This window comes from Nostoc sp. FACHB-110 (assembly GCF_014697425.1).
In the GTDB taxonomy this organism is placed as follows: Bacteria; Cyanobacteriota; Cyanobacteriia; order Cyanobacteriales; family Nostocaceae; genus Nostoc_B.
Window position 1 is genome coordinate 40,955 of sequence record NZ_JACJRU010000021.1, and the last position, 18,713, is coordinate 59,667.

An 18,713-nucleotide genomic window follows, 5' to 3' on the forward strand; every position below is an offset into this window, starting at 1 on the left:
CTGTCGTCAACTGGTGTTAGCGACGCAGGAGCGTCACTCGCAAGAGGCAAAAGTAAAAAGAAAAATATAGTGATACCACAAGCCTTTTAACAATTTCCGATGGTATGTTGATTTACGCCAACCTGTACTAGTAAAAATGGCTCTTGATGAAAGTTGGGCGATCGCATCTACTTTTGAATTCTATAGTACAAAGGCTCTATCTTGACGACAAACCTGAGACTATACTTTTTTTGTAAACTTACTGGTTGGTTAATTTTTACTGAAACATTTGAGTTGCTTTTAACATATGGTAGGTAATGATTAACTGCGTCAGAGCCAGTGGATAACTTTGTAAGGTTTCGCCGGTTGTGCCTGCAACTTTACCTAGTTCTGGATTACTTTCGCGATCGCATATACTCTTCAAATGCGGCATATCAGAACAGATAATATGCTCTAATTTATTCACTTGTTCTAAGGTGGCGTGACCGTCAACTTCCAATACATCCACTGGTTTACTCATATCACGGTCTAGCCCCAGGCGAATCGCTGACCCAGAATCACCATTAGTTAAGTTGATAATTGGGGTAAAATCAGGATGTGGAATTGTCGGCCGTAGCACCAAACGCACGTTTAGGTGTCCGTTGCTTTCTTCTTGATTTTCCTGCGGCGGATAAAAGCTAATAACTATATCAGACCATTGACGTTGGGGACGAATAAACTGTTCTGAGTCTGGTTCGCGCTTTTCTAATTCTGCCAATACTTGTTCGGGGGTGTAGCCGCGTTTTTGTGTGTCTCGTTTAACTTTCCACTGGGCGCGTAAATCTTCTGGTGGTGCTAGATAAACTTTGACATCATAACAGTCACGGGCGGCGCGGGTGGAATAGCCCAGCAAACCTTCGATAATCACAAATTTGTTGGGTTTGATGTACTGTGGTGGCTCAAATGTCCCAGTTTTGTGGCTGTAAATTGGCTTGAGAATTGGCTGTCCTGTGCGTAATAAGGACAGGTGTTGCTGCATGATATCTAAATAGTTGCAATCAGGGTGTAAGGCTGTAATGCCAATCTCTGCACGTTGCGTGCGATCGTAGCGGTGATAATCATCTGTACAAATTAGTGTGACATTTTCTGGCCCTAATACCTGAGCAATCCCTTTAGTTAGTGTTGTTTTTCCGGCTGCGCTATCACCAACAATACCAAGAATTATAGGACGGCTCATTTTACACCCCCAATATAACTATTTTAGTAATAAATTTTATATTTATTTTAGAGGGTAATTAGCAGAGAAACCCTAGTTAAAAACTTAACTGCAACATCTCTATACATTCAAGGTATCTGTGTAATCGTTTTTTGGCAATGACTAGTTAATAAATGCCGGAAAATAATCTTAAAAAAAATTTTATCTGTCAGAGATCGCTCATTAATTTATTTTTCTTTCTTTGGGAGTATAGGCAACAAATTACACAACTCTTTACTATGAAAAAAGTATGAAAGTTAATATTTGCAGTCAAGAAGTATTAAGCGTTAGCGATATCTAGCTAACTGTGCGATATACCGAAGAAGTATGGCAGTGTTGGGGATCATGATTGGGTAAGGCTTATGGTAACTTTAAATGTTTCGGAGTTGGATAGTGTAGATCAGTTTCGCCGTTTGCAATCAACTTTGTGCGATCGCTGGAAAACTATTGAACTATTTGATAATAGTGAAGCAGATATTTTGATTATTCCCTCTCTCAGCATCGATCAGCGCGAACTTCGCAAAATAGAAGGCTGCGAGCATTATGAAGAAAGATTATTGTTTTCTTTAATGCGGTTACGTAATCCGCGTACTAGGCTGATTTATGTGACATCAATGCCACTGCATCCAAGTATTATTGACTATTATTTACAATTATTACCAGGCATACCCTTTTCCCATGCGCGCAATCGTTTATTGCTGCTTTCAACCTACGATTCTTCGCTGAAACCACTGACACAAAAAATTTTAGAACGCCCCAGATTACTTGATAGAATTGCTCAAGCTTTAAGGCTAGAAAAAGCCTTTATGATATGTTATAACTCCACTGATTTAGAAGCAGAATTGTCTTTAAAATTAAATGTGCCATTATATGCAGCCGCAGCAAATTTACAAATTTGGGGGACGAAAAGTGGTAGCCGACAAATTTTTGCCGAAAGCGGTGTGCCGCATCCTGATGGTAGTGATTTAGTCTGGAAACCAGAAGCTTTAGCCGCAGCAGCCGCTAATTTGTGGGAACGCCAGCCAAAATTGCAACGGATGGTAGTAAAACTTAACGAAGGTATTTCGGGAGAAGGTAACGCCTTACTAGATTTACGCCCGATGATGAATTTAGCACCAGGACAAGCTTCTCATGAACAAAGAGTAACAGCAATTAGCGATCGCTTTTCGACATTACGCTTTCAAGCTAAACAAGAAACCTGGGCGAATTTTTCCGCGCGTATTCCTGAACTAGGTGCAATTGTCGAAGCTTTTGTCGAAGGAGAAATCAAGCGTTCTCCCAGCGTGCAAGGACGCATCACACCCACAGGCGAAGTCGAAATTCTTTCTACCCACGACCAAATTCTCGGCGGCCCAGACGGACAAATTTATCTAGGATGTCGCTTTCCTGCTGATGAACGCTATCGGTTAGCATTGCAACAATTAGGCTTAAAAGTTGGCAGAAAGTTAGCCGAAAAAGGCGCGCTAGAAAGATTCGGTGTTGATTTTATCACCGTTGACAAAGGCAATGGTGACTGGGATATTCAAGCCATAGAAATTAATCTGCGTAAAGGTGGCACAACCCATCCTTTCATGACGCTCAAATTATTAACTAATGGGCGTTATGATTTAGCCACTGGCTTGTTTTACTCTCAACAAGGTCGTCCTAAATATTATGTTGCCACTGATAACCTGCAAAAAGACCGCTATCGCGGATTATTACCCAACGATTTGATGGATATTATTGCTCATCATCGGCTGCATTTTGATAGCGGTACAGAAACAGGTACAGTCTTTCATTTGATGGGTTGCTTATCTCAATTTGGCAAGTTGGGGTTAACCAGCATTGGCGACTCTCCGCAACAAGCCGAAGATATATATAACAAAGTCGTTAATGTATTAGATGACCAAACCCGTAGCGACAATCAAAACTTTCCGTTATTTTCTGATTACACCTTTCCCGTAGCTTGGGATGGGTATAGTTAGGGGAGAGGACTTACGACCAAGATTGTCTGTTGAGACAGGGTGTAGGGGTGTAAGGGTGTGGGGTGTAAAGTTTTAGATACATACACCTCTGTACCCACTCGCAATTCCCTATTTCCTATTCCCCATTAATTGGTATAATCGCCAGTCAAGCTACTATATAGTTCTGAGGGGAAGTTAAAATGGCAGACTGGCAAGAAATTACTGGTGGTGTAACCGCGCCCAGGGGATATCAAGCCGCAGGCATCACCGCAGGATTAAAACCGTCGGGATTGCCAGATTTAGCTTTGATAGTATCTGATGTAGAAGCGATCGCAGCTGGTGTATTTACAACTTCCCAAGTCAAAGCCGCCTGTGTCGATTATTGTCGTCAACGCTTGCAAGCGAAACCTAGCTCTCGTGCCATTCTCTGCAACGCCGGACAAGCCAACGCCGCCACAGGTCATCAAGGTGTGCGTGATGCAGATGAAAGTGCTGAATTATTAGCCAAAGAATTAAATATCTCCCCAGAATTAATTTTGTTAGCTTCTACTGGTGTAATTGGTCAGCGCATCAAAATGGATGCTATGCGTAGTGGTATTCCCAAACTAGTAGCTGCACTATCTGATACAGGTTCCGACGCGGCATCTGGGGCAATTATTACTACAGATTTAGTGACAAAATCCATTGCATTAGAAACAACTATAAGCGATCGCCCAGTGCGAATTGGTGGTATTGCCAAGGGTTCGGGGATGATTCACCCCAACATGGCAACTATGCTGTCATTTGTCACCTGTGATGCGGCTGTTTCTCCCCATCTTTGGCAGCAAATGTTAAGTCGGGCAGCTGATAAAAGTTTTAATTCGATTACTGTAGATGGCGATACTAGCACCAACGATAGTTTAATAGCCTTGGCAAATGGTCAATCTCGCACCCCAGCAATTACCGAGATGGGTGCAGAAGCCGAAAAATTAGAGGCCATGTTAACAGCAGTATGCCAGCATTTAGCCAAAGCGATCGCCCGAGATGGCGAAGGAGCAACTTGCCTCATCGAAGTGCAAGTCACCGGAACCCATGATGACCTCGGCGCTCGTCAAATTGCCAAAACCATTGCAGGTTCATCCTTAGTTAAGTCTGCAATCTTTGGGCGTGACCCCAACTGGGGACGCATCGCTGCCGCCGCCGGACGCGCAGGTGTACCATTTGAGCAAGAAAACTTGCAAATTAAATTAGGCGATTTCTTACTGTTAGAAAATGGTCAACCTTTGCAATTTGACCGGGCAGCTGCCAGTGCCTATTTAAAACAAGCCGCCACTGATTATCCTAGCAATATCAAAACTCAACGATTAGACAATCCCGTAATTATTGCCGTTAGCGTTGGTAATGGTCATGGGGTAGGTAAAGCTTGGGGCTGTGATTTAAGTTATGACTACGTGAAAATCAACGCCGAGTACACAACTTAGTTAAATAGGACTTACGCTAGAAGTCGCCAAAAAATCGTAGAGTCTGCGTAAGTCCTACTAAATATACAAATACCAAGCCAGTTCAAAAATCAAAGGTTGTCCGCAGCACTCCTACATACTGAGTGTCATTATTGCGATTGTTTTCAGGATTCAAAATCACCCAAAAGCCAGGAGTCACAGAGATATTGTCATTCACTCGCCAACGATAAAAAGCTTCGACGTGATAAGAGTTGACACCTTCATTACGGACATCACTGCTAGTGACACGCGGTGGTAAACCAAACAGTACTCCAGGCAAGTTACCTTTACCGCCGACATCGGGAAATGACAAACCAACTGCACCAAACCAGGCATTAGCATTGTCACCATTATTGACGAAGAGTGCATCTGTGCTACCTCTGCCATTAGAAATATTACTTAAACCAGAGTTGGCGGCTGTTGCCCAGATATAACCACCCCAAGCATGAACCTGAAAATTCGGAGAAAAACGATAGTATCCTTGAACACCAACAATATCATTAGAAGTCGCAATGCGATCGCCAAAAGGAGAACTTGCTAGAATACTACCCGTCCCACCTGTGAGATCGACCCCTCCACCAGGGCTATAGCCATGAGAGTAAGCCACACCAATCGCACCATCATGACCATAATAGGCTAAATGTGCTAAAGCATTGTAGCCGCCATCAAATAACCCGTTTTTATCCGATGGAGAATTAGGACTGCTAGCTAAATAGCCTACTGTCAGAACCAAATCCTCTGTAATGTTCCAGTTAGCCCCGACCCCACCGCCACCTCGTCGGAACAAAGGACTGTACGACCCAAATAGTGAAGGAACACCATTCCCATCATCAGCAATTGTTGGAGGAGTGACTGTAGTGGAAATATCTGTATAGCCAATCCCTGTAGGGCCGACCACAAAAGAGAGAGAATCACTCACCGGGAAATAGTAACGAATGTGGGGTACAAACAAAGTATTGTTGCTGTCATTATCAAAATTCAAGCGTGTCATACCTGTGCCTGTGGCGGCGGCGATTTGACTTGTACCATCGGGATTAGCAAAATTGCCAAACTCTAATCTGACGCGCAACAAGTCTTTGCCAGTGAAACTGCTTTCTAAATTCAGACGGCCGCGAGTGGCAAAAAAGAGGTTAGATTCATCGCGTGTACCGCCGACTCTATTTCCCAATGTGTCACTAACCGCAGTAATAATTTGAGCATTCAATCTAGTAGTAGTGGAAAATTGTTGCTGTTCTAGTGTGGTTGTACGTGCTTCCATAGCATCGACTCGACCGCGCAGTGTGGCTAGTTCTGTGGCAAAGTCTGTCTGCAATTTTTGTAATATTGCTAAGTCTTCTTTACGGACTAAATCACTAGTCGATGTAGCAATTAATTCATTGATGCGATCTAAACAAGCATTTAAACCTGCGGCAAATTCATAGCGAGTTAAAGCACGATTACCCCGATAGGTGGAATCTGGATAACCGGCAACGCAACCATAGCGTTCAACTAGAGATTGTAATGCTTGAAATGCCCAATCTGTTGGTTGCACATCAGAAAACTGCGAAACTGATGTGACTTGTCCTTGCAAAGTGTTATTAACATCTGCGCCATCAGACTTATCTAGAGTTTCTGCCCAGACGGCTGGAGACGCTAATAATAAAAGCGAAAAACTAGATAAAAAATATTTCAGCATTGCCTGTACTACAGTATTTAGTTATGAATGGGGAAAATTTGTACTTGAATCTAGAAACCTCTTGATCTACGCTTCAGAGATTTCGACTCTTGTGTTTTTCAACGCAAAGTAATGCAGAAGTGAACGCAGAGATACGCAGAGTTTTTGTAGAGATAATTGGCGTTGCATATTTGCCAGATAAATTGTTGCCTGCTCCAGGCTCAGAAATGTAGAGAGAATCAGGAGTTTTGCATTTGAGTGCCTAAGATTTCATTTCCTAATTCAGCAACGCCGTATAAGTTAATAGGGAATAGAGAATTCAGGTGTTGCATAAATGCGGGATGAATTAAGCCTTTTTAGCAAATTGAACTATAGATTTTTCGCGCCTTTGCGCCTTTGCGCGAAACAAAAAACATTCCACTAATCAGCAACGCCAGAATTCAATAACTGTTGCCTATTCCCTGTTCTCTTATCCACTTACATATCTTCTAATTCAATTCCTTTGGTTTCTTTAATGAAAAAGAGGACGAAAAAGAGTGAGATAGCGGCGGAAATCGTATATAGACCGTAGGCAGAACCTAAACCAAAATATTGCAGGATGGGCGGAAATGTGGTGGAAACTGCAAAGTTTGCTACCCATTGCATTGCTGCTGCAACTGATAGGGCCGCTGCACGAATTTGGTTATTGAACATTTCTCCTAAAAGTACCCAAGTGACTGGCCCCCAGGAGAAGCCAAAACAAAATACATAGAGGTTGGCGGCTATTAAAGCTGTAATACCTGCATTGCCAGTTAAGGTAGGATTGCCAGCCGCATCTAAAGCAGCATTGCCAAACAGAGCAGCCATCGTTCCTAGGGTCACGGTCATACCGATGGAACCAAGAATCAGCAGAGGTTTGCGACCAAATTTATCAACAAAGGCGATCGCTACTAAAGTAGTGATAATATTTACCGCACCTGTGATGACTGTAATCGAGAGAGAATCTTTTTCAGAAAATCCCACGGCTCGCCACAAAACGCTGCTGTAATAAAAAATGACGTTAATACCGACAAATTGTTGAAGTAAAGATAAGCCAATCCCAACCCAAACTATCGGTAAGAGTCCACCACTTCTGCGTAAGAGGTCAGAAAATCTAGGTTCGCGTTCTCGGAGGACTGTTTGACGAATCTCTTCTATTTTGGCGAAGACGTTACCGCCGATAATTTTATTGAGAACGTTAGCCGCTTCTGGCTCTCTTCCTTGGGCCACTAAATAGCGAGGTGATTCGGGAATCATTAAAGCTGCCATCCCATACAAAACTGCGGGTGGAATTTCTGTCCAAAACATCCATCGCCATGCAGCTACGCCAAACAAAAATGGTGACTCTGCCGAACCTGCGGACACAGCTATAAAGTAGTCACATAACAAAGCGATAAAAATCCCAATGACGATCGCAAGTTGTTGCAAAGATCCCAATCTACCCCGTAATTGGGTGGGAGAACATTCGGCAATGTAAGCTGGAGCAATCACACTGGCAGCACCAACCGCTAACCCACCTAAAATCCGCCAAAAGATAAAATCCCAGATAGTAAAAGCCAGTCCCGAGCCAATGCCACTGATGGTAAAAAACACAGAAGCCACTATCATTGCTTTGACTCGACCATATCGGTCGGCAATTTTCCCGGCATAGAAGGCTCCGATTGCCGAGCCTAATAATGCTAAAGATACAGCAAGACCAGTTAGTACACTGTTGGCATTATAAGCCGTGGATAAAGCGGCAACTGCACCGTTAATAACTGCGGTATCAAAACCGAACAAGAAGCCACCAAGGGCGGCAGCACCAGCAATTAAAATGACATAGAAAGTGTTGGATTTACGCCGAGTTGTGGTAGATGTCATAGTTATTTATGTAGGATGAAACATTTAGTTATTCACGCAGAGGCGCAGAGGCGCAGAGAGAAGAGGAGCGTTCAACAAATTTATTCCTTCTGCCTCCTGCCTCCTGCCTTTCCTTACCGTCTAGAACGTCTGCGGAGTCTATCAATCATGACTGCGGCAATAATTACTAAGCCTTTAACGACTAGTTGCCAGAAGTAGGACATATTTAATAGGGTTAAACCATTGTTCAGAACCGCAATGATTAATGCACCTAATAATGTGCCGCCAATAGTGCCAATACCGCCTGTAAAGCTGGTTCCGCCTAAAATTACAGCAGCGATCGCATCTAATTCATAACCTTGTCCTAACATCCCTGTGGCACTGTACAAGCGGCTGGCACTCATAATTCCGGCTAAACCTGCCAGCAATCCACTTACGCCATAAACAAATAGCAATACACGGTTAACTTTAATACCTGTTAATCTGGCTGCCCTTTCGTTACCACCTACAGCGTAAATTTGTACGCCTAATACTGTTTGGCGCAGGACAAACCAACTCACCGCCACAGTTAATAAAGCAATTATGACTAACCAAGGAATCGGGCCGACATAGCTATTACCTATCCAAGCAAAATTGATGTTGCGGTTAATAACTGTTGTGCCATTGGCAACTAAATAAGCCGCACCCCGCAAGGCAGTTAATGAACCCAAGGTAACAATAAACGGCGGCACATCCATGTAGGTGATGATTGCACCGTTGAGTAATCCCAAAAGTAGCCCTGTGATTAAAGCAGCAGGTACAGCCAGCAAACCCAAAGCCGGAAGCAAAGAGACTAACACCGCAACTACGGCAGACACAGCCAAAATAGAGCCAACTGAAAGGTCAATCCCACCAGTGAGAATCACAAACGTCATCCCAGTTGCCAGCACAATATTGATTGATGCTTGACGTAAGATGTTGACGGCATTACCAGGGGTAAAAAAGTTGGGTGTCAGGAGCGAAAACAAGATGCAGATGATGATGAGAATCGGTAAAATACCTGCAACTTGGAGAAAATTGTTGATTGATTTACGCCGATTGGATTTGGAATGCTCATTTGGTCTATGGTTGACAGGTCTTAAAGTCTGACTCATGCTGCTACCTCCGATGCTCCAGTTGCATAGTGCATAATTTTTTCTTGGGTAATTTCTTTGCCAGGGCTGTTGTCAAGTTCACCCACTAACTCACCTTCGCGCATGACTAAAACGCGATCGCTCAGGCCGACAATTTCGGGCAATTCACTAGAAACCATGAGAATTGCCACACCTTGGGCGGCTAAATCACTAATAATCCGGTAAATTTCGCTTTTCGCACCGATATCTACGCCGCGTGTCGGTTCATCTAGCATCAAAACTCTAGGATTAATCGCTAACCAACGCGCCAGCAGAAGTTTTTGCTGATTTCCCCCAGAAAGATCCACGGCTCTGATTTCTAAATTAGCCAGGCGAATATGGAAGTTTTCTACGGCTTCTGCGGCAATTTTATTGACTGAAACCCAGTTGACTAAACCACCTCTGGCATCTTGTTTGAGTCTATTGAGTCCAATATTTTTGCGGGAACTCATTTCGAGAAATAAGCCTTGGTCTTTGCGGTCTTCTGGAACATAGCCAATACCTGCTGCGATCGCATCACTAGGCGAACTAATTTCGATTTTTTTGCCATTCAACAAGACTTCGCCACTAGCTTTGCGATCGGCTCCAAAAATCAACCGCGAAACTTCTGTGCGTCCAGCCCCAACTAACCCAGAGAGGCCGAGAATCTCGCCTGCACGTAGTTGAAAACTAGCGGGTTTAACTTTGCGTCCATCACTAATATTTCTCACTTCTAGTACTACTGGGCCAGGATTAGTCTGTCGCTGATGCTCGTAAAAGTCTTGCATAGAACGACCGACCATCATTTGTACCAATCGCTGCGGCGAAATTTCTTCACGGGTCAGACTGCCTATATATTGACCATCACGTAGCACACTAATGCGATCGGCCAAAGCGTAGATTTCTTCCATCCGATGACTGATATAGATAATGGCGATGCCATCGTTGCGGAGTTTGCGAATCACCTCAAACAAACGCTCAGTCTCGCGGTCGGATAGGGCGGCTGTTGGCTCATCCATCACCAAAATCCGGCTATTGTCTTTTAAAGCCCGGGCAATTTCTACTTGCTGTTGTTCAGCGATCGCTAATGTACCTACAATAGTTTGGGGTGAAAAACTAGCTCCCAAGCTATCTAATACTTGCTGGGCTTCGAGTTCCATACTTTTACGGTCTAAAAACTGACCTCGCTGTAACTCGCTACCCATAAACATATTTTCGGTAACGGTTAAATTGGGCGCAACATTCAGTTCTTGATAAATCAGGTTAATACCCGCTTGCCTTGCTGTACCCGGATCAGTAATTTTTACTGGTTGACCATTGATGTAAATTTCGCCTTCATCAGCAATGTAAGCCCCAGCTAAAATTTTCATTAATGTACTTTTACCTGCGCCATTTTCACCCATCAAGGCATGAACCTCTCCGGGATAAATTGTCAGATTCACACCTTGCAAAGCCGGGACACCATGAAATCGTTTAGCAATCCCGCGCATTTCTAATACAGGGGTGGCAGTTGCCGGTGGACTAAAATCAGTTTCTATATTTGTTGTCATGATTATATAAGTGCTGAGTGCTGAGTTAAAAGTGCTGAGTGCTGAGTTAAAAGTGCTGAGTAAGGAAGATTTATTTTTCCCCTGCTCCCTGCCCCCTGCCCCTCTGCCTCTTCTACCAACCTGTTGATGTACTCACGTTCTCTTTTGTAATCAACTTGGCCGGAATCAATATGTCGGGTGATTTGGGTTTTTTGCCATACAGGATGTCGTTGCCAACTTGAACAGCTTTTGCCGTCATTCCTCTAGGATTTTGTGTAGCAGTTGCCGCATACAAGCTATCGTTAGAAGCGATCGCTTGGATTGCTTCTGGCGCACCGTCAACTCCCACTATGAAAAAGTCTTTGCGTTTGGCTTGGTTGGCTGCTAAATCTACGCCTACGCCGCTAGGATCGTTAATCGCAAAGACAGCATCAATTTTGGGGAAAGTAACCAATAAGTCGCTCATCACCCTCAATCCGCCATCCCGGCTACCTTCGGCGTTCTGGTCTTTAGACAGGATTTTGATATTGGGATATTTAGCTAACACTTTCAAACAGCCATCTACTCGCTGAATTACCGAAGTGACTGGCGGCCCGTTAACTATCACCACATTGCCTTGACCTTTAAGGCGATCGGCTATATATTGACAGCTAATTTCTCCAGCTTGCACATTATTGGTGGTGACGGTAGCATCTACCTGTGCGTCTACGCCTGTGTCTACCGCAATCACAATCTTGCCTGCTTTCCTGGCTTGGTCAACAGCTGGTCTGATGCCTTTACTGTCAGCCGCATTGAGAATAATCACGTCAGTATCAGCCGCAACGAAGTTTTCAATTTGGTTAAATTGCTGGTTTAAGTCATAGCCACTAGAAACTACCGTTACTTTGACATCATTGCCCCCAATTTTTTTGGCTTCTTTCTCAGCACCCTGCGCCATGACAACGAAAAAAGGGTTACTTAAATCGCCAAGCGTAACACCAACAGAGCGTAATTTCGCATCACCATTGGTGGTTTGTGTATTGATATCTGTAACGTTTTTTGTATCAGTGTTAGTAGTGGCAGTATCGCCATCAGGAGAAATATTATTGCAGCTAACAAGAGTACCACTGATAATACTTAATAATGTTGCTGCGAACGCTTTTTTGTTCACATTCATTTACATTTTTAGGAAAAAACCGGAAAAAACCGAGATATGTGTAGAAAAATTAACTATATTAAAAGCCTCCCTATATATTGCCTTTAATATCTGTCTAATGCCTTCTCCCAACGATAGATTTCACATAAGTCTGCTTGGAAGAAGTTTTCTTAGTAAGTAAAAATTCCTAGTCTTTGATCCCTGTCCTTTTTTTAATATGTTCTGGTTGGATAAGGTGTAGATATTATTCCCAAACTCATTCGCCTGAAATTGCCTCACAGTTAAGAATGTCAACTTTTTTGGATGTCTTTATCACTAAAAAGCCATTTACACAACAAACTTGATTTTTCTTAAAATTTGCATAATATTCCATCTCTCAATTCCTCACAATTGGTAGGGTGAAATTGATTTTTCCAATTTCAGCAATGATGTTTTATGGTTGTTTAATTGGTTATGCACAGGTGTGCATAACTGATATTTTTTATATTTGCACACCTGTGCATAAAATATGTGTTAATTTTATTTAAGTTACTTACAGCCAAGCTGAAAATGAGTAAACGAAAGGTTTCGATTGAAGATATTGCGCGCAAAGCAGGCGTTTCTCACTCCACAGTTTCCCGTGCGTTACGAGATAGCCCACTGATTAGCTCGAAAGTGCGCGAGGAGATTAAAAAACTCGCGCAGGAGATGAACTATGTACCAAATGCGATCGCGCAGAGTTTACAAAATCAACGCACCTATACCGTTGGGGTAGTAGTCACTTCCATAGCAGATCCCTTTTTTGGTGAGCTTGTCGAGGGAATCGAACAAGTAGCGCGACAAGCTAGCTTAAATGTCTTACTAAGTGCTTCACATGGAGACTTTGAGCAAGAATTAGCAGCTATTGAGAATTTTAATTATCGGCGCGTAGATGGCATTTTAATAGCAGACTCACGCATTAATAAAGAGTATACAAAGCAGTTAACACAATTAACTGTGCCAACAGTTTTAATTAACATCGCCACGGAAGAACTAGACAAAACATTTCACTCAGTCGCCCTAGACGATCGCTTGGGTGGTACTTTAGCTGTAGAACATCTGATCAATTTAGGACACACTTCTATTGGCTATCTGGGTGTAGGCGATGGTAGCAAAGCCGACAAACAGCGTTTAGAAGGATATCGTATTGCCCTAAATCAAGCAGGTATACCGCAAAATCCTCAATGGGTGATCATTCCAAATCAACACCCTGAAGCCATCAAAGATATTGATATTGGCAAAAAAATGCTATCTCAACTAGTCACAGCTGGAGTAACTGCTATCTTTTGCTACAACGATATGGTAGCAGTCGGCGCACTCTTAGCCTGTAGAGAACTAGGTATTTCCGTACCGCAAGATTTAAGCCTCGTAGGATTTGATAATATCGCCCTCAGCAGTTATGTTACGCCACCACTGACAACAGTCAGCCAACGAATGTTAGAGATGGGTCAGTTTGCTATGAATATGTTACTTGACTTATTTCAAGATAAACCTGTAGAGAATCTCCTTTTATCTCCTTTTTTAGTCACTAGGAGTAGTACAACAAAAGTTAGTAGATTAAAAAATTTTGCGTTAGCAAAGCTCCCTGAAAGTATCGAACTGAGGTAAATCACCACTTAAGCTAAACCATTTTTTACATCATATAGGAATCTTATTTGATTATTGAAATTAATTCATAGGGAGAGAACAAACAACAGCAAAGAATATAGGGATACTGAGTTTTTTACCCAATCAAATATGAGTCCTATATTTTTAGGTTGATAGATTTTTGACTAACTAGCTTAACTGTCTAAAAATGATTGCTTAACTGTCTTAAATGTCATTGTATTTTTGTGTTATTGCTGAGATAGTTAACTTTAAATTCCCACATAAATAGACATACAAACAATTAGCGAATAAAAGGAAAATTCATGTCTGATATCAAAAAGCTTGGTACATCTTGGATAATGAATTGGTTTTTTGGTTTTAACCAAACTCCGACAAACGAAGATAGTCTCACTTATATGCAAGCTGTTTTATGTTGCGCCAAAGGAGATGGAGTGCTTTCACCAGAAGAAAAGAACTGGGCAATTGGATTTTGTGCATCTTGGGGAGTTGCAGACTGGGTAATCGAAGAACTACAAAAATATGAAGCAGATGAACCTATAGAAAAAGTCATTGCTCGTTCTCCGCAAGTGTCGATAGCACAAAGAGATATACTTCTATCGGCAATTTGGGTTTCTGCTGCTAATAAAGAATATAATCAAAAAGAAAAAACCAAGATTCGGAAAATGGCTGCTATTTTAGGAGTGAAAGAAGAGGTAGTAAAACAGTTAGAGCAGCTACAAAAAGAAGAATCATCTCTACGAAATAAACGCCTCAAGCTTTTATATCCTGAAAAAAGTCCTTACTAAGAATTCAATGTGAATGATTAGAGCTTGTTGTTAACAAATGATTTAGGATTGCTAGAGGAATCCAATTTGATTAATGAACATATTTGCTTAGGGAGGGAACAGTAAAAAAGGATTTATGGGTATACTGAGTTTTTTCAGAAATCAAATATGAGTCCTACATATCAATAAAGTTCAGTTAAGGCAACAACTTAGACTGGTGTAGGTTGGGTGGAGGAACGGAACCCAACATTTACCCTAGTCTCCGCACTTCAAAAAGTAGTATAAAAGTTACAAAATGCTGGCCAAAGAAGAGAGTAAAAATACTCACAAGCTCTGCACAGAAAAGATGAGACAATCAGAAAGTTAAAAAATATATGAAACTACAAAAAATTGTCAGCAACATCAGAGATAAAAATTAAAAATATCGACCATTTAGGAATAGTAGCTGGGTTGATTGATGAAATCGGAATAGTTGAAATAATCAACAATAAATTAGGAATAGATAAAAGAGAAAAAATCTCATCAGGAACAGTAGTAAAAGCGATACTACTCAATGGATTAGGATTCGTCTCCAAACCTTTATATTTGTTTAGCCAGTTTTTTGAAGACAAAGCCATAGAGAAATTATTGGGTTCAAGAGTAAGACATGAGTATATAAATGACGATAAATTGGGAAGAGTGATGGATGAGCTATATAAATATGGGCTAAATAATTTATTCATCGAAATAGGATTAGGCATTATTAAAAAATTTCAGATAAAGACAGAATATTCTCATCTAGATGCCACATCATTTCACCTACATGGAGAATACAAAAGTGAAATAAATCAAGAAAAATCAGCAGAAATAATCAAAGAAAGACCAATAATTATTACGAAAGGATATTCTCGTGACCCTTCGGGTTCGCCAGTCGCTCATGGGGGAAACCCCCAAGACCGCGCTGGCTCACCATAGACCAGATTTGAAACAATGTGTTTTAGATTTAATCACAACCAGTGATGGGGAGATACCATTACTGATGCGAGTTGGAGATGGAAATGAAGCAGATAAAGCTGTATTTGGCAGAATACTAGTAGAGTTTAAAAACCAAATAAATTTTGACAGTATCATGGTTTGTGATAGTGCATTATATAGTCAAGAGAATCTGAAGTTAATTGAGAATTTAAAATGGATAACTAGAGTACCAATGACGATAAAAAGAGCTAAAGAGTTAGTACAGTCGATAGAGATACAAGAGATAGATGCAGAAGAAAAAGAAAAAAGAGCAGCCCTAAATTTATCTGGATACAAGTGGAAATCAGAAATAGTTAATTATGGTGGAATCAAACAAACTTGGCTAATAGTAGAAAGTAAAAAAAGACAAGAAAGTGATTTAAAGAAGCTAGAGAAAAAGATAAAAACGGAAAAAAGTAAAGTTGAAAAGCTGCTCAAAGAACTAAAAAGAGAAGATTTTGAAAGTCCAGAACAAGCTCGATATAAACTAAAAGGCATAAACAAGAAACTAAATCTATTTGAAATCAAAGAAATTCAACTTTTTGAAAGCAAATCAAAAGATAATAAAACTATTTATAAAATGGAAGGATTAGAGTACCAAAAAACAGAGGAGATAGCAATAATCAGTCAAGAAGCAGGAAGATTTATCTTAGCAACTAACTTAGTTGATGATGAGAAGTTAAAACCAGAAGAAATTATTACAAATTATAAAAATCAACAGTCTTGTGAAAGAGGATTTAGATTTCTGAAAGACCCTTTATTTTTTACCGATAGTTTCTTCGTGGAAAATCCAGAAAGAATTGAAACGATGTTATTTTTAATGTCTTTGTGCCTGTTGGTTTATAATCTTGGTCAGAGGGAACTGAGAAATAGCTTAAAAAGAGCCAAAGTTGGAGTCAAAAATCAACTAGGTAAATTAACAAGCAGTCCCACACTTAGATGGATATTTCAATGTTTTCAAGGGATTCATCTTTTGACTTTAGATGGAGTTGAGCAAATTGTTAATTTAACAGAATCACGCCATTTTATTTTGAACTTTTTGCCATCCTCTTGTCAAAAATACTATCTAATCTCTTAAGAAAAAAAACAATAACAATACAATAATAATTTATCAATATCTGACGAGAAAATTAATCGTCCCTGTAATTTTTATGGCTGAGATAAATTATTTTGATTATAAAATAATTTATCTCAGATTATTTCTTTTCAAAATTAGATTTTTTGATTGTACTTATCTTAATTATCTTGATTTTTTGCGTTTTTATTAGCTGTAATCTCTTTGTGCTTCAATTTGAAGTGCGGAATGTGGGATTTACGCATACTTTGTTGGGTTACGCTATCGCTACACCCAACCTACTATTCTCTTAACTGAACCATATTGTCCTATATATAAATACGTAACCCTAAATAAAAAAATGGGATAATTCCGTTCAGAATTATCCCAAGTCTAGAGTTTAAATTTTCACCACAATTGATTTAAGCAAAGGCGGCGGTTTTTACGTCGTTATTTGCGAGAATTTCTTGCAATTCTTCAGCATCTACGGTTTCTTTATCAACTAGCATTTGTGCTATTTGATCGAGAATGTGGCGGTTGTTAACTAATACTTCCTTAGCGCGGTTGTAAGCTGTATCTACCAGTTTACGAACTTCTTCATCAATGGCAGCAGCAGTTTCTTCCGAAAAGTCGCGCTCTGACATGATATCGCGGCCGAGGAACATATTGCCTTGTTGACGACCGAGGGCAACTGGGCCTAGTCTGTCGCTCATCCCAAAGCGTGTTATCATCTGGCGAGCAACTCTCGCTACCTGTTGCAGGTCGTTAGAAGCACCTGTGGTGACTTCTTCTTCACCAAAGATGATTTCTTCAGCTAGACGACCACCTAAGGCCACAGCCATCTGATTTTCAAGATAGGCGCGGCTATATAAACCAGTGTCCATCCGGTCTTCGCTGGGGGTGAACCAAGTTAAACCACCTGCACGACCGCGAGGAATAATGCTAATTTTCTGTACGGGGTCATAGTCGGGCATTAATGCACCAACTAAGGCGTGACCAGCTTCGTGATAAGCTACCAAGGTTTTGCGTTTTTCGCTCATTACCCGGTCTTTCTTTTCTGGGCCAGCTAACACGCGATCGATGGCATCATTAATTTCATCCATCGAAATTTCAGTTAAGTTGCGACGCGCTGCCAAAATTGCCGCTTCATTCAGCAGGTTAGATAAATCTGCACCAGTAAAACCAGGAGTCCGACGGGCAATTTTATCTAAGTCTACATCTTTGGCTAAGGTTTTGCCACGCGCATGAACTTTGAGGATTTCGCTGCGGCCAGAGTAGTCGGGGCGGTCAACCACAACTTGACGGTCGAAGCGACCAGGACGTAATAACGCTGCGTCTAGTACGTCGGGACGGTTGGTAGCGGCAATAATAATGATGCCTGTGTTACCTTCAAAACCATCCATTTCGGTGAGTAACTGGTTGAGGGTCTGTTCCCGTTCGTCGTTACCACCACCTAAACCTGCACCCCGTTGACGACCTACTGCGTCAATTTCATCGATGAAGACGATACAAGGAGCGTTTGATTTAGCTTGTTCAAATAAGTCGCGGACGCGGGAAGCACCCACACCAACGAACATTTCTACGAATTCGGAACCGGAGATGGAGAAGAAAGGTACACCTGCTTCACCAGCAACAGCACGAGCAAGGAGAGTTTTACCTGTACCTGGAGGGCCAACTAATAGTACACCTTTAGGAATTTTTGCACCGACGGCGGTGAAGCGATCGGCATTTTTAAGAAAGTCTACGACTTCATTTAACTCCAGTTTGGCTTGGTCAATCCCAGCAACGTCACCGAATGTTACTTGGGTTTGCGGTTCCATTTGCACTCTGGCTTTAGATTTGCCAAAGTTCATGGCTTGGCTACCGGGGCCATTTTGGGCGCGGCGCAGCAAGAAAAATAAACCAACTAGAAGCAATACAGGGAAGAATAAGCTGCTTAATGCCTTAAACCAAAAACCTTCGTCGGTTTGGGGCAGAACTGAAATATCAACACCTTTAGAGGCAAGATTATTAACTAGGTCAGGATCGTTGACTAAGTTGACGACTTTTTTCGTACCGTCTCTAGATGTCACAAGAGCAGTAGACCGATCTGCACTTAAGCTAACTTTATCTACTCGGCCTTTGTCAACTTCTTGCATAAATTGACTGTAGCGCCATGTTTCTCTGCTTTGTGGTTGTTTGTCAAAGAATGCTGTTCCTAGCGCAATGACAACAATAAATAGCAGTGCGTACAGCCCAGCATTTCTCCATCTTTTATTCACTGAGGTCTATCCTCCTGTATTTTTTGTGCTTTCGCGGAGCGTCTCAATTGAGAGGGCGTTATTAAGAATTATGTTA

The 18,713-nt window shown here is 41.5% G+C and carries 11 protein-coding genes and 1 pseudogene; 5 read left to right on the forward strand and 7 right to left on the reverse strand.

Annotated features, from left to right (window positions below):
- Positions 1-256 precede the first annotated feature (256 nt).
- The gene (locus H6G69_RS19110) at positions 257-1,195 is read right to left on the reverse strand and encodes a phosphoribulokinase (RefSeq protein ID WP_190690726.1); all 939 of its coding nucleotides are present in this window, start codon (positions 1,193-1,195) and stop codon (positions 257-259) included.
- Between the two features lie 380 nt (positions 1,196-1,575).
- On the opposite strand from H6G69_RS19110, the gene H6G69_RS19115 reads away from it, so the two are divergent.
- Together H6G69_RS19115 and argJ are read left to right on the forward strand one after the other, a co-directional pair.
- On the forward strand, positions 1,576-3,177 hold the full coding sequence (locus tag H6G69_RS19115) for a peptide ligase PGM1-related protein (protein WP_190690728.1): 1,602 nt from the start codon (positions 1,576-1,578) through the stop codon (positions 3,175-3,177).
- Between the two features lie 179 nt (positions 3,178-3,356).
- Positions 3,357-4,616, forward strand: coding sequence for a bifunctional ornithine acetyltransferase/N-acetylglutamate synthase (gene argJ / locus H6G69_RS19120; protein ID WP_190690729.1), 1,260 nt, complete (start codon positions 3,357-3,359; stop codon positions 4,614-4,616).
- An 82-nt stretch (positions 4,617-4,698) separates the two neighbouring features.
- Here the strand turns inward: argJ and H6G69_RS19125 are convergent, their stop codons facing one another.
- From H6G69_RS19125 to H6G69_RS19145, 5 genes are all read right to left on the reverse strand, one after another.
- Positions 4,699-6,309 carry an iron uptake porin gene (locus H6G69_RS19125; protein WP_190690730.1) on the reverse strand — a complete coding sequence of 537 codons (1,611 nt, stop codon included), beginning with the start codon at positions 6,307-6,309 and terminating at the stop codon, positions 4,699-4,701.
- A 456-nt stretch (positions 6,310-6,765) separates the two neighbouring features.
- Complete coding sequence (locus H6G69_RS19130; protein ID WP_199336134.1) at positions 6,766-8,166, reverse strand: sugar porter family MFS transporter; 1,401 nt, start codon at positions 8,164-8,166, stop codon at positions 6,766-6,768.
- A 113-nt stretch (positions 8,167-8,279) separates the two neighbouring features.
- Complete coding sequence (locus tag H6G69_RS19135) at positions 8,280-9,278, reverse strand: ABC transporter permease subunit (RefSeq protein WP_190690731.1); 999 nt, start codon at positions 9,276-9,278, stop codon at positions 8,280-8,282.
- Positions 9,275-10,825, reverse strand: coding sequence for a sugar ABC transporter ATP-binding protein (locus tag H6G69_RS19140; RefSeq protein WP_190690732.1), 1,551 nt, complete (start codon positions 10,823-10,825; stop codon positions 9,275-9,277). The genes H6G69_RS19135 and H6G69_RS19140 overlap by 4 nt, the downstream gene beginning before the upstream one ends.
- A 112-nt stretch (positions 10,826-10,937) precedes the next feature.
- A complete protein-coding gene (locus tag H6G69_RS19145) occupies positions 10,938-11,960 on the reverse strand; it encodes an ABC transporter substrate-binding protein (RefSeq protein WP_190690733.1) in 1,023 nt (340 codons plus the stop codon).
- 528 nt (positions 11,961-12,488) lie between these two features.
- Between H6G69_RS19145 and H6G69_RS19150 the strand changes: the two genes are divergently transcribed.
- From H6G69_RS19150 to H6G69_RS19160, 3 genes and pseudogenes are all read left to right on the forward strand, one after another.
- Positions 12,489-13,565, forward strand: a complete 1,077-nt coding sequence (locus tag H6G69_RS19150; protein WP_190690734.1) for a LacI family DNA-binding transcriptional regulator — start codon at positions 12,489-12,491, stop codon at positions 13,563-13,565.
- Between the two features lie 302 nt (positions 13,566-13,867).
- On the forward strand, positions 13,868-14,350 hold the full coding sequence (locus tag H6G69_RS19155) for a hypothetical protein (protein WP_190690735.1): 483 nt from the start codon (positions 13,868-13,870) through the stop codon (positions 14,348-14,350).
- A 369-nt stretch (positions 14,351-14,719) separates the two neighbouring features.
- A pseudogene (locus H6G69_RS19160) lies at positions 14,720-16,400 on the forward strand (IS1634 family transposase).
- Positions 16,401-16,798: 398 nt separating this feature from the next.
- Here H6G69_RS19160 and ftsH3 read toward each other — a convergent pair.
- Complete coding sequence (gene ftsH3, locus H6G69_RS19165; protein ID WP_190690736.1) at positions 16,799-18,637, reverse strand: ATP-dependent zinc metalloprotease FtsH3; 1,839 nt, start codon at positions 18,635-18,637, stop codon at positions 16,799-16,801.
- Positions 18,638-18,713: the final 76 nt, after the last annotated feature.

Excerpts from the sequence above, each read along its gene's own strand:
- H6G69_RS19155 (WP_190690735.1), top strand. The coding sequence starts at position 13,868 with ATGTCTGATATCAAAAAGCTTGGTACATCTTGGATAATGAATTGGTTT.
- H6G69_RS19110 (WP_190690726.1), bottom strand. The coding sequence starts at position 1,195 with ATGAGCCGTCCTATAATTCTTGGTATTGTTGGTGATAGCGCAGCCGGA.
- argJ (WP_190690729.1), top strand. The coding sequence starts at position 3,357 with ATGGCAGACTGGCAAGAAATTACTGGTGGTGTAACCGCGCCCAGGGGA.
- H6G69_RS19115 (WP_190690728.1), top strand. The coding sequence starts at position 1,576 with ATGGTAACTTTAAATGTTTCGGAGTTGGATAGTGTAGATCAGTTTCGC.
- H6G69_RS19145 (WP_190690733.1), bottom strand. The coding sequence starts at position 11,960 with ATGAATGTGAACAAAAAAGCGTTCGCAGCAACATTATTAAGTATTATC.
- H6G69_RS19130 (WP_199336134.1), bottom strand. The coding sequence starts at position 8,166 with ATGACATCTACCACAACTCGGCGTAAATCCAACACTTTCTATGTCATT.
- H6G69_RS19150 (WP_190690734.1), top strand. The coding sequence starts at position 12,489 with ATGAGTAAACGAAAGGTTTCGATTGAAGATATTGCGCGCAAAGCAGGC.
- H6G69_RS19135 (WP_190690731.1), bottom strand. The coding sequence starts at position 9,278 with ATGAGTCAGACTTTAAGACCTGTCAACCATAGACCAAATGAGCATTCC.
- H6G69_RS19125 (WP_190690730.1), bottom strand. The coding sequence starts at position 6,309 with ATGCTGAAATATTTTTTATCTAGTTTTTCGCTTTTATTATTAGCGTCT.
- H6G69_RS19140 (WP_190690732.1), bottom strand. The coding sequence starts at position 10,825 with ATGACAACAAATATAGAAACTGATTTTAGTCCACCGGCAACTGCCACC.